General features: G+C 74.3%; 10 protein-coding genes and 1 pseudogene. 7 read left to right on the top strand and 4 right to left on the bottom strand.

What is annotated here, in order from left to right; all coding sequences use genetic code 11:
* Window positions 1-169: 169 nt before the first annotated feature.
* The 4 genes and pseudogenes from ACFRMQ_RS12585 to ACFRMQ_RS12600 all read left to right on the top strand — a co-directional run bounded on the left by ACFRMQ_RS12585 (window position 170) and on the right by ACFRMQ_RS12600 (window position 4,124).
* A pseudogene (locus ACFRMQ_RS12585) lies at window positions 170-1,551 on the top strand (DUF692 domain-containing protein).
* Window positions 1,552-1,578: 27 nt separating this feature from the next.
* Entirely contained in the window at window positions 1,579-2,652 is a 1,074-nt protein-coding gene (locus ACFRMQ_RS12590) for a TIGR04222 domain-containing membrane protein (RefSeq protein WP_380729940.1), read from the top strand.
* A gap of 91 nt (window positions 2,653-2,743) precedes the next feature.
* Window positions 2,744-3,526, top strand: coding sequence for a TIGR04222 domain-containing membrane protein (locus ACFRMQ_RS12595; RefSeq protein ID WP_380729942.1), 783 nt, complete (start codon window positions 2,744-2,746; stop codon window positions 3,524-3,526).
* Between the two features lie 43 nt (window positions 3,527-3,569).
* Complete coding sequence (locus ACFRMQ_RS12600; RefSeq protein WP_380729944.1) at window positions 3,570-4,124, top strand: hypothetical protein; 555 nt, start codon at window positions 3,570-3,572, stop codon at window positions 4,122-4,124.
* Window positions 4,125-4,208: 84 nt separating this feature from the next.
* Here the strand turns inward: ACFRMQ_RS12600 and hemQ are convergent, their stop codons facing one another.
* From hemQ to ACFRMQ_RS12615, 3 genes are read right to left on the bottom strand one after another with little or no spacing between them, the layout of a single operon-like run.
* Window positions 4,209-4,934, bottom strand: coding sequence for a hydrogen peroxide-dependent heme synthase (gene hemQ, locus ACFRMQ_RS12605; RefSeq protein WP_380729946.1), 726 nt, complete (start codon window positions 4,932-4,934; stop codon window positions 4,209-4,211).
* Window positions 4,931-6,361, bottom strand: coding sequence for a protoporphyrinogen oxidase (gene hemG, locus ACFRMQ_RS12610; RefSeq protein WP_380729948.1), 1,431 nt, complete (start codon window positions 6,359-6,361; stop codon window positions 4,931-4,933). Before hemG ends, hemQ begins: the two co-directional genes overlap by 4 nt.
* Before the next feature lie 34 nt (window positions 6,362-6,395).
* On the bottom strand, window positions 6,396-6,986 hold the full coding sequence (locus tag ACFRMQ_RS12615; RefSeq protein ID WP_380729950.1) for a Uma2 family endonuclease: 591 nt from the start codon (window positions 6,984-6,986) through the stop codon (window positions 6,396-6,398).
* 55 nt (window positions 6,987-7,041) lie between these two features.
* On the opposite strand from ACFRMQ_RS12615, the gene ACFRMQ_RS12620 reads away from it, so the two are divergent.
* On the top strand, window positions 7,042-7,482 hold the full coding sequence (locus tag ACFRMQ_RS12620; protein ID WP_380729952.1) for a DUF523 domain-containing protein: 441 nt from the start codon (window positions 7,042-7,044) through the stop codon (window positions 7,480-7,482).
* A gap of 33 nt (window positions 7,483-7,515) precedes the next feature.
* On the opposite strand, the gene hemE is transcribed toward ACFRMQ_RS12620, so the two are convergent.
* A complete protein-coding gene (hemE, locus tag ACFRMQ_RS12625) occupies window positions 7,516-8,619 on the bottom strand; it encodes a uroporphyrinogen decarboxylase (protein ID WP_380729954.1) in 1,104 nt (367 codons plus the stop codon).
* 146 nt (window positions 8,620-8,765) lie between these two features.
* Between hemE and ACFRMQ_RS12630 the strand changes: the two genes are divergently transcribed.
* Together ACFRMQ_RS12630 and ACFRMQ_RS12635 are read left to right on the top strand one after the other, a co-directional pair.
* Window positions 8,766-9,428 carry a DUF3000 domain-containing protein gene (locus ACFRMQ_RS12630; RefSeq protein WP_380729956.1) on the top strand — a complete coding sequence of 221 codons (663 nt, stop codon included), beginning with the start codon at window positions 8,766-8,768 and terminating at the stop codon, window positions 9,426-9,428.
* 341 nt (window positions 9,429-9,769) lie between these two features.
* Window positions 9,770-10,486 (top strand): response regulator transcription factor, encoded by a 717-nt coding sequence (locus ACFRMQ_RS12635; RefSeq protein ID WP_316527151.1) that lies wholly within the window; start codon window positions 9,770-9,772, stop codon window positions 10,484-10,486.
* Window positions 10,487-10,536: the final 50 nt, after the last annotated feature.

The following is a 10,536-nucleotide window of genomic DNA, read 5'->3' on the forward strand; positions in this document are numbered from 1 at the left end:
ACGACATGCTCAAATAATGCTCTGAGAAGACCGGGTGAGGCTTGGCAGCCACCCCACCCGGGGACATTCTCGGCAACACGGCCGCGCGGTCCCCGGCGACGACGCCCGCACCGACCGGCGGCCCTCCCGACCGGCACTCCCCACCCGGCCCTCCGAAGGGGGCGAACCGATGACTTCCCCCACCCTGGACACCACCGCGCCCCGGGACACCACGTCCCGAAGCGCCGCGCCCCGAACCGCCGCGCCCCGGCTGGGCGTCGGCCTCGGCTGGCGCGGCGAGATCGACACCGTGGTCGAGCGCCAGCCCGGCCTGGACTGGGTCGAGGTGGTCGCCGAGAACATCTGCGCCGACCACCTGCCCGACTCCCTGACCGTGCTGCGCGAGCGCGGCGTCACCGTCGTGCCGCACGGCGTCGGCCTCGGCCTCGGCGGTGCCGACCTGCCCGACCCCGGCCGCCTCGCCCGGCTCGCCGACGCCGCGCTGGCGCTCGGCTCCCCGCTGGTCACCGAGCACCTGGCGTTCGTCCGGGCCGGCGGCCTGGAAGCCGGCCACCTGCTGCCCGTCCCCCGTACCCGGGACTCGCTGCGGGTGATCGCCGAGAACGTCCGGATCGCCCAGGACCGGCTGCCGGTGCCGCTCGCACTGGAGAACGTCGCCGCCCAGCTCGCCTGGCCGGACGACGAGTTCACCGAGGGCCAGTTCCTCGCCGAGCTGGTCGAGCGCACCGGCGTCCGGCTGCTGATCGACGTCGCCAACCTCCACACCAACCGGGTCAACCTCGGCACCGACCCGGCCGCCGAGCTCGACCGCCTGCCGCTGGAGGCGCTCGCCTACGTCCACGTCGCGGGCGGCGCCCTGGTCGACGGCGTCTGGCACGACACCCACGCCCACCCCGTCACCGAACCGGTCCTGGAGGTGCTGGCCGAACTCTGCGCGCGGACCAGCCCGCCCGGCGTCCTGCTGGAACGGGACGCCAACTTCCCGCCGCCCAGCGAGCTGGCCGGTGAACTGGACGCCATCCGCCGGGTGCTGGAGGGGAGCACCCGGCGATGACGGACCCGACCACCGACCCGACCACGGACCCGACCACGGACCCGACCACTGACCGGACGGACGCCGGCCAGGACCTCGCCGCCGCCCGCCGGCGCCTGGCCCGGCGCCAGGAGGAGCTGCTGACCGCCCTGGTGGCCGGCGCTCCCGTGCCGCCCGGCTTCGACCCGCGCCAGGTCCGCGCCCAGTCCGCCGGCCTGGCCGCCAAGCGGCGGGACACCACCGCCAAGGTGGCCCCCGACCTGCCCCGCGCCCTCGGGGAGCGGTACGGTCCGCTCTTCCTCGGCTACGCCCGCTCCCACCCGCAGACCGACGGCTACCACGCCGACGCCCGCGCCTTCGCCCAGTGGGCGCTCACCGACGGCGGCCCGCTCGCCGCCGACCACCGCCGGGCGCTGGAGCAGTGGCTCCACCCGGCACCCGTACAGCCGCCCGGCCCGCTCGCGCGCCTGGGCCGGGCCCTGCGCCGCCGGCCGCCGGCCACCGTTGACACGCCCTGACGCACCACCACCCCGGGGGAACCGCCCATGTGGCACAACGCCTACTTCACCGTCCCGGCCGTCCTGCTGGCGGCCGCCGCCCTGTACGCCTGGCGGACCCGGCAGCACGTCGGCCAGGTCCCGTACGCCAAGGGCCTGCCCGGCCGCGGCCTGCCGCTGCTCGACGCCGCGTTCCTCTCCGGCGGTCCCGGGCGGGTGTTCGACACCGCCCTGGTCCGGATGCACATGAGCGAGCAGGCCGTGATCAGCCGCTCGGGCCTGGTCACGCTGACCGGCGCCAAGCCGTACGACGCCGTCGACCAGGCCGTCCAGGCCGCCGTCGGCCCCACCGGGAGCCGCCAACTCGCCCCGCTGCGCCGCACGGTGATGCGCTCCGCCGCCGTCCAGGAGATCGGCGACCGGCTCGCCGACCGCGGCCTGCTGCGCCGCCCCGAGCGGCTGCGGCGGGCCCGCACCGCCCGTCGGCTGCTCTGGCTCGCGCTGCTCGTGGTGGCGGCCTCCGCGGTGGCCGCCGAACTGCTCGACGACGGCGTCGCCGGCCGCGAGCGCCCCAACCTCTGGATCCCGGGCCTGCTGCTGCTCTCCGGCTTCGCCTCGCTGCTCGCCACCCCGACGGTCAAGGGCCGCATCACCCCGGCCGGGCAGCGCCAGCTCTCCCTGATGCAGGGCTCGCCGTGGAAGCCCAACGCCGGGGTGTCGCCCCGGCTGGCCGGCGGCGCGCTGCTGGGCGCGCTGGCGCTCGGCGGGCTGGCCGCCGCCGGGCTGGGCGACCAGGAGCTGGAGGCGGCGATGCTGGCCGCGACGGCCGAGGAGGAGGCCGTACGGCAGACCACCGCCGCGGGCGCCGCCACGTCGTCCTCGTCGTCCTCGTCGTCGTCCTCGTGCTCCTCCGGTTCCGACGGCGGCTCCGCCTCCTGGTGCGGCTCCTCGGACTCCGGCTCCTCCGGATCCGGCTGCGGTTCGTCAAGCTGCGGGTCCTCGTCCTCGTCGTCCGGCTGCGGCTCGTCCTCGTCCAGCTGCGGGTCCTCTTCGTCCTCCAGCTGCGGCTCCTCGTCCTCCTCCAGTTGCGGCTCCAGCTGCGGCGGCGGCTGCGGCTCCTGACCGCGCCAACACCCCGGCCGGACGTCACAGTTCGGTATCGCGAACCGGGAACTCGTTCCGCGCGCCATCGGCGCAGGCATACAACAAGCCCATGTGGTTGCTGTTCCTCATCCCGGCCTGTGTCGCGGCGGTCCTGTCGTGCCTGCGACTGATCCGGATGACCGCCACCGCCGACGCCCTGGCCGAGCAGGCCGGCCTGCGGCCGCCCGAAGCCGTCGGCATCGGCCTCTACGAGACCGCCTACCTGGCCGGCGGCCCGGACCGGGTGACCGAGCTCGCGCTCGTCCTGATGGCCGGCCGAGGACGCCTGCACCTGGCCCACACCGGCTGGACCACCGTGGTCGACCCCAAGGGCCGCAGCCGCCTGGAGCGGGCGGTCATCGCCACCGTCGGCCCCGGGGGCCAGTGCCGCACCGACGGGCTGCGCCGGGCGATGGCCGAGCACCCCAACGTGCTGGAGATCGGCGCCCGGCTCGCCCTGGCGGGCTTGGCCACCCCGGCCCCGGTGCAGCGTGACACCGTGGTGGTGGTCCGCCAGGTCCGGCACGCGATGCTGCTGTCGCTGGTGCTGCTGGCCGCCTCGGTGGCCCTCAGCGGCTTCACCGGCGGTGACACCATCGCCCCGATCGCCTGGTTCTCGCTGCCGCTGGTGCTCACCTCGGGCACCCTGCTGATGGCCCGGGTCGACGTCTACCCGTACACCCGCTGGGCCTCCCCGGTCGGCCAGGAGGTGCTGCGCGAGGTCCGCCCGGCCCGCCAGCGCGGCCTCGCCGACGACGAGGAGCGCGAGTTGCTCACCGCCGTCGCGATGAACGGCCCGGCCGTCCTCCCCGACGCCCGCCTGCGCGCCGCCCTGCGCCCGCACCGGGGCTGAAATCCGGCTGCGGCCACCCCGCTGACCAGGGCAGACTCCCCCCATGGACAAGCGGCACCACAAGGTACTCGACCGGGCCCGGGCCGAAGGACGGCTCGTCCGGCTGCGCCGCACCATCCCCGGCGCGGACCGGCTGGAGGGCTTCGTCCTCGGCACCGGCCCGGTCTGGACCCTGCTCGCCAGGTGCGCCGACCACCGGCTCGACGGCTGGACGGCCGTCCACACCCACGCCCTGCACAAGGTCCGCGACGAGGGCGGCGAGGAGTGCCTGACCGTACGGTCGCTGAGCCGCCGCGGCCTGTGGCCGGTCCGCCCTCCCGGCGCCGACCTGCCGCTGGACGACCACGCCGGCCTGCTCGCCGCCGCCTCCGCGGCGTACGGCCTGCTCGAGCTGCACGCCGAGCTGATCGATCCGGGCGTGCTCCGGGTCGGGACGGTCACCGGGCTGCGCCCCCGCACGCTGCGGCTGCACGAGGTCGACACCGAGGCCCGCCGGCACCCGGAGCCGGCCGAGTACCGCCTCCGCGACATCACCCGGGTCGACTTCGGCACCCACTACACGGACGTGCTGCGCGAGTTCGCCGGCCCCCGGCCGTAGGGCCCCGGCCGTAGGGCCCCCGGAAGAGCCGGAGGCCGGCTCCCCCGTGGGGAACCGGCCTCCGGTACGGCATCGCCCGGTCGCTCAGACCAGGCCGCCCAGCAGCTCGCTGACCGGCTTGCGGCGGCCGGTGAAGAACGGCACCTCCTCGCGGACGTGCAGCCGGGCCCGGGAGGGGCGCAGGTCGCGCATCAGGTCGACGATCCGGTGCAGCTCGTCCGCCTCGAAGGCGAGCACCCACTCGTAGTCGCCGAGCGCGAACGAGGCCACCGTGTTGGCCCGCACGTCCGGGTAGCCGCGCGCCATCTGGCCGTGCTCGGCGAGCATCGCGCGCCGCTCGGCGTCCGGCAGCAGGTACCACTCGTAGGAGCGGACGAACGGGTACACGCAGACGTAGTCGCGCGGGCGCTCGTCGGCCAGGAACGCCGGGATGTGCGACTTGTTGAACTCGGCCGGGCGGTGCAGCGCCATGTTCGACCAGACCGGCTCCAGCAGCCGGCCGAGGCCGGTACGGCGGAAGCGGTTGTACGCCTCCTGGAGGTCGTCCGAGTCCGCGGCGTGCCACCAGACCAGGATGTCGGCGTCCGCGCGCAGTCCGGAGACGTCGTACGTACCGCGCACGGTCACGTCCTTGGCGGCCAGCTGCTCGAACAGCTCCTCCACCTCGGTGGCCAGGGCGGTGCGGTCCTCGGGCAGGGCGCCCTTGAGCTTGAACACCGACCACATGGTGTAGCGGATGACCTGGTTCAGGTCGCGTGCCTTCTTCTTCTCGGGCTGCTGCTCCGACTCCCGCTCAACGCTCTCAGTCATTTGTCCATTGTCCTCTCCGTGGAACCTTCCCCGGTCGCCGGGGTCAACAGTCTGTCGATGGCCGCGACGGCGGCCGCCGCCGAACCGATGCACGCCGGAACGCCCACCCCGTCGTACGCGGCGCCGCACAGCGCCAGCGCGCCCACCCGCCCGGCCGCCGCCCGCACCCGGGCCACCCGGTCCAGGTGCCCCACCGGGTACTGGGGCAGACCGGCCTCGAAACGGGAGACGAAGGTGTCGTACGGCCGGGCGGTCAGCCCGATCGCCTCCTCCAGGTCCGCCAGCGACCGTGCCACCAGTTCCTCGTCGGGCAGCCCCAGGGCCTCCTCCTCGCGGTGCCGGCCCAGCGAGGTGCGCAGCAGGAACGCGTCCGGCGCGGAACGCTCCAGCCAGCCCCACTTGTTGGAGGAGAAGGTCGAGGCCTTGATCCGCCGGCCGTCCACCGGTGGCACCAGGAAGCCGCTGCCGCTCGGCGGCGCGGCCAGGTCGGAGCGGCGGAAGGCCAGGGTCACCAGGGCCATGCCCGCGTACTCGACGCCGTCCAGCTCGGTGGCGGCGGCCGGGGCGTCCTCGCGCAGCAGCCGGGCCGCGGCGGGGGCCGGGACGGCCAGCACCACGGCGTCCGCGTGCAGCACCTCACCGCCGGTCACCACCCGCCAGCCGTCGGGGGTGCGGCGCAGCTCGTCCACCGGGGCGTCGGTGCGCAGGTCCACGCCCGCCCGGACGCAGGCCGCGGCGACCGCCCCGGGCAGGGTGCCGAGGCCGCCCCGCAGTCCCTGGAACACCGGGGTGCCGACCACCTTCGGCCGGGAGGCCAGCTCGTGCACCCCCTCGACCAGCGAGCCTCCGCCGCGCGCGATCGGCAGCAGCTGCGGCACGGCGGCGCGCAGCGAGATCTCGTCGGCGCGGCCGGCGTAGACGCCGCCGAGCAGCGGCTCGACCAGCCGGTCCACCACTTCCCGGCCGAGCCGGTCGGCGACGTAGCGGCCGATCGCGACGTCCTCGCCGATCTCGGCGGGCTCCTCGTGCCGGGCCCGCTCCAGCCCCTCGCCGGTCAGCACCCCGGTGGCGGCCAGCGCCTCCAGGTCACCGGGGACGCCCATCACCTGGCCGCCGGGCAGCGGCCGCAGCGCACCGCGGGTCCAGATCGCCGCCTTCGCGGTGGTCGGCGGCTCCAGTTCCTCGCCCAGCCCGACCGCCCGCGCCAGTTCCACCGCTTCCGGCCGCCGGGCGAGCACCGACTCGGCCCCGAGGTCCACCCGGACCCCGCCGACCTCGCCGCCCCACAGCTTGCCGCCGACCCGCCCGGACGCCTCCAGCACCGTCACCCGGGCCCGCGCCGGCCCCCCGGCGACCCCACTCAGGAAAGCGGCCGCGGCCAGCCCCGCGATCCCACCACCGACGACGACGACCCGTGCATCCGACATGCTCCGCAGTCTCGCAGGTCTTACGGCCGAAGCCTCAATCCCCTGCACGCCTGCCGCTCGGCACCAGCCCGTCCAGATCGATCGTGATCGGGAACGGCACCGGGCGTTCGAGTTTGCCGCGGAAGATCCCGGCCGGCGCGTAGGAGGACATCGTCGCTTCCAACTCGAAGACGTGCACGACCGGCAGGCCCTGTTCCTCCTCGACGATCCAGTAGTGCGGGATACCGGCTTCGGCGTACTTGCGGACCTTGACCGTACGGTCACGGTGTGCGGACTCCGGCGAGACGACCTCGACAACAAGTGCCACGTCGGCCACGGCGTACCAGGTTCGGTCCGTGTCGTAGACCGCCGAGGCAACCACTACGTCCGGCTCCGGTCGGTTCCATCGGTCAAGCTTGACCGTCATCTGGTCCTCGACCACCATCCCGCCCGGCACCAGTGCGTCGAGCGCAGCGGTCAGGTTCCGCACGACCCTGCCATGAAAGGAACGCTGCGGGACCGTCATGAAGACCAGTGCTCCGTCGATCAGTTCGGTGTGCCGCGGCGCCTGCGGCAGGTGGTCGAGGTCGTCGGCAAACCAGCCCTCGTCTCTGGGCGCGTACATCCAGTCCGGCAGCTCGCTCATGCCCTCAAGATAGCGACTCCGGTGGCTTCCGGGCCCTCCGCCTAATCTGTGTGCTATGGAACCGATCGTGGTGAGTGCGTGTCTGGCCGGGATTCCCTGTCGGTACGACGGGCGGGCGAAGACCGCGGACGCGGCCGTGCGGCTGGTCGAGGAGGGGCGGGCCGTGGTGGTGTGCCCGGAGGGGGCCGGCGGGTTGCCGACGCCGCGGCCGCCGGCCGAGATCGTGGGCGGGGACGGCGCGGACGTGTTGGACGGGCGGGCCCGGGTGGTGGACGCGACCGGGGCCGACCGCACCGGGGAGTTCCTGGCCGGCGCCCGGGCGGCGCTCGCCGCCGCCGAGGAGGCGGGGGCCCGGCGGGCGGTGCTGATGGCGCGCAGCCCGTCCTGCGGCTGCGGGCAGGTGTACGACGGAACGTTCACCGGGGAGCTGCGCCCCGGCGACGGGGTGACGGCGGCGCTGCTGCGCCGGGCCGGGATCGAGGTCACGGCCGGGTAGTGGCCCCCGGAGCCGGGGGCCACCGCCGCGGGGTCAGCGCGCGCTGGCCTCGTGGACGAAGGCCACCAGGCGGCTGAGCGCGTCCGGGTCCATGGACGGCATCACGCCGTGGCCGAGGTTGAAGATGTGGCCGCTGGTGCCGAGCGCCTGGGCGGCGTGCAGCACCTCGCGGGCCTTGGTCTCCACGACCTTGGTGGGCGCGTACAGCACCGCCGGGTCGAGGTTGCCCTGCAGGCCCTTGCCCTGGCCGACCCGCTCGGCGGCGACGTTCAGCGGCACCCGCCAGTCGACCCCGACGATGTCCGCGCCGGCCTGGCCCATCAGGCCGAGCAGTTCCCCGGTGCCGACGCCGAAGTGGATCCGCGGCACCCCGTAGTGGGCGACGGAGTCGAAGACCTTGGCGCTGGCCGGCATCACCGAGCGCCGGTAGTCGTCCGGAGCGAGCGCGCCGACCCAGGAGTCGAACAGCTGGACCGCCGAGGCGCCGGCCTCGATCTGCACCTTCAGGAAGGCCGAGGTGATGTCCGCGAGCCGGTCCACCAGGGCGGCCCACAGCTCGGGCTGCCCGTACATCATGGCCTTGGTGTTCTCGTGGTTCTTCGACGGCCCGCCCTCGACCAGGTAGCTGGCCAGCGTGTACGGCGCGCCGGCGAAGCCGATCAGCGGGGTCTCGCCGAGCTCGTCCACCAGCAGGCCGACGGCCTCGGTGATGTAGGGGACGTCGTCCGGCTCCAGCGGGCGCAGCCGCTTGAGGTCCTCGGCGGTGCGGATCGGGTCGGCGATGACCGGGCCGATGCCGGCCTTGATGTCGACGTCGATGCCGACCGCCTTGAGCGGCACCACGATGTCGCTGAAGAAGATCGCCGCGTCCACCTTGTGCCGGCGCACCGGCTGGAGGGTGATCTCCTTGACCAGCTCGGGCCGCATGCAGGACTCCAGCATGGGGATGCCCTCGCGGACCTTCAGGTACTCGGGCAGTGAGCGGCCGGCCTGACGCATGAACCACACCGGCGTGTGCGGCACCGGCTCGTGCCGGCAGGCGCGCAGGAACGCGGAGTCGTACGCGGCGCCGCGGCGCGCGGGGGTGGTCGGGCCGTGGTGCGTGGCCGCCGTCGTGTCTGCCGTTGTCTCGCTCACGGGTCAAATCTTCGCACGGGTGCCGGGCCCGGCTTCCCGGCCGGTCTCGTGGGTTCCTCCAAGATCTGTCCGGGTTTGCCGTTCCGGCACGCCGCTGGGAGAGAAGTTGCGGCGATAACCCCGTTCTTCGACCTAGTCTTCGGGTCATGGCAGCGGTCGGAGGGCACCCCTCACAGGGTGGCGGAGCAGGTGGCGGAGCGGGTCGCGAGGGGGCGCCGAGCGAGTTCCGGGCGGCCGTGGCGGCTTTGGACGGGGCCCGGTTGCGGCCCGAGGTGCAGCTCTCCCCCGCGCCGGCGCCGCGTCGGCTGGCCCCATACTCGTTCGCGGTGACCGCCTCGGTCGAGGTGGACGGCGAGGAGCTGGCGGACGGGCGGCTGGTGCTGCTGTACGACCCGGCCGGGCAGGAGGCCTGGAACGGGGAGTTCCGGGTGGTCACGATGACCCGGGCCGAGCTGGAGCCCGAGATGGCCGGCGACCCGATGCTCTCCGAGGTGGGCTGGGCGTGGCTGCTGGACTCCTTGCAGGCGCACGGGGCCGGGTACGCGGAGCCGTCGGGCACGGTGACCCTGGCCTCCTCCCAGTACTTCGGCGGCCTGGCGGACCGCCCGTCCTCGACCGAGGTAGAGATCCGGGCCTCCTGGACCCCGGCCGACGGCCGCTTCGAACGGCACCTGGGCGCCTGGGCGGACCTGCTGTGCATCAGCGCCGGTCTGCCCCCGGTCGCCCCGGCCGCGCAGGGCCCGACCGAGGTTCCGTCACTCGGTGGAGTGGTTCCGATGCCGGCCCGGCGACGCCCTCGGTCGCACTGACGAGTGGTGTCCGGCCCCGATGGCACTCGGGGACCGGTACGCCACCCCCAGGGCTGACAGGCGCGCCCCAGAGCTGACGGAGTGTGACTTCAGGCCCCGCTCTGCGTCAATTCACCGGTCGATACCGACCGATCGGCATCGAATCTGATCGATTTTGTGCGAATAGCAGGCATGTCGCGTCAATCATTTGCGCGATTTGTCCGTATTGTTACTCACTAGATCGTGATCTTTCGCTAAAGCCGGGCACGGTTGCTGCCGAAGCACACTGTGACCCTTTCCGAACGCGGAACACTCCGACCGCCCCCTCGGGGTTCCGTCCGCCACTCCCCGCAGGAGGCCTGGTGTCGGTCCTTCTTGAGCACCCCGCAAACGTGGTCGCCTACCGGCCGACCAAGCCCACCGCCATGGTGGTCATCGCCGATCCCCGTGTCCGCAACACCGTCACCCGCCACCTGTGGGCACTCGGTGTCCGGGACGTGATCGAAGTGTCCTCGATCGCCGAGGCCCGCCCCCGGGTCTCCACTCCCCGCGACATCTGCGTCGCCGATGTGCACCTGCCGGACGGCTCCGGGCTGACCATCCTCGCCGAGACCCGCGCCGCGGGCTGGCCCAACGGCCTCGCCCTGTCCGCCGCCGACGACATCGGCGCGGTGCGCAGCGCCCTGGCCGGCGGCGTCAAGGGCTATGTGGTGACCGGGACCCGGACGAACGTCGCGATGCCGGGCCGCCCGGGCCTGCCGCTCGGCGCCGCCGGACTGGCCGGCCGGATGCGCCGCCCCGGGATGCCGGGCATGCCGGGCGCGGCCGGTGCGCCGGGCGCCCCCGGAGCACCCGGTGCGCCGGGCGCGCAGCAGGCCGCCTACCGCGAGCTCTCCGGCCGCGAGGTCGAGGTGCTGCGGCTGGTCGCCGAGGGACAGTCCAACAAGGCGATCGGCGTGGCGATGGGCCTGTCGGCGCTCACCGTGAAGAGCCACCTCGCCCGGATCGCCCGCAAGCTGGGCACCGGCGACCGGGCCGGGATGGTCGCGGTCGCGCTGCGCACCGGCATCATCCACTGAGCCGGGCGCTCCGGACCGCTGCGGCGGCCGAGGAGGTCCGTTTCCTCCTC

Origin of the sequence: Kitasatospora sp. NPDC056783 (genome assembly GCF_042789895.1) — a bacterium.
Lineage (GTDB): Bacteria > Actinomycetota > Actinomycetes > Streptomycetales > Streptomycetaceae > Kitasatospora.

What these genes read in the sequence shown, in the direction of transcription:
- ACFRMQ_RS12590 (WP_380729940.1), top strand. Translation starts at nt 1,579, where the DNA reads ATGTGGCACAACGCCTACTTCACCGTCCCGGCCGTCCTGCTGGCGGCC.
- ACFRMQ_RS12595 (WP_380729942.1), top strand. Translation starts at nt 2,744, where the DNA reads ATGTGGTTGCTGTTCCTCATCCCGGCCTGTGTCGCGGCGGTCCTGTCG.
- ACFRMQ_RS12600 (WP_380729944.1), top strand. Translation starts at nt 3,570, where the DNA reads ATGGACAAGCGGCACCACAAGGTACTCGACCGGGCCCGGGCCGAAGGA.
- hemQ (WP_380729946.1), bottom strand. Translation starts at nt 4,934, where the DNA reads ATGACTGAGAGCGTTGAGCGGGAGTCGGAGCAGCAGCCCGAGAAGAAG.
- hemG (WP_380729948.1), bottom strand. Translation starts at nt 6,361, where the DNA reads ATGTCGGATGCACGGGTCGTCGTCGTCGGTGGTGGGATCGCGGGGCTG.
- ACFRMQ_RS12615 (WP_380729950.1), bottom strand. Translation starts at nt 6,986, where the DNA reads ATGAGCGAGCTGCCGGACTGGATGTACGCGCCCAGAGACGAGGGCTGG.
- ACFRMQ_RS12620 (WP_380729952.1), top strand. Translation starts at nt 7,042, where the DNA reads ATGGAACCGATCGTGGTGAGTGCGTGTCTGGCCGGGATTCCCTGTCGG.
- ACFRMQ_RS12630 (WP_380729956.1), top strand. Translation starts at nt 8,766, where the DNA reads ATGGCAGCGGTCGGAGGGCACCCCTCACAGGGTGGCGGAGCAGGTGGC.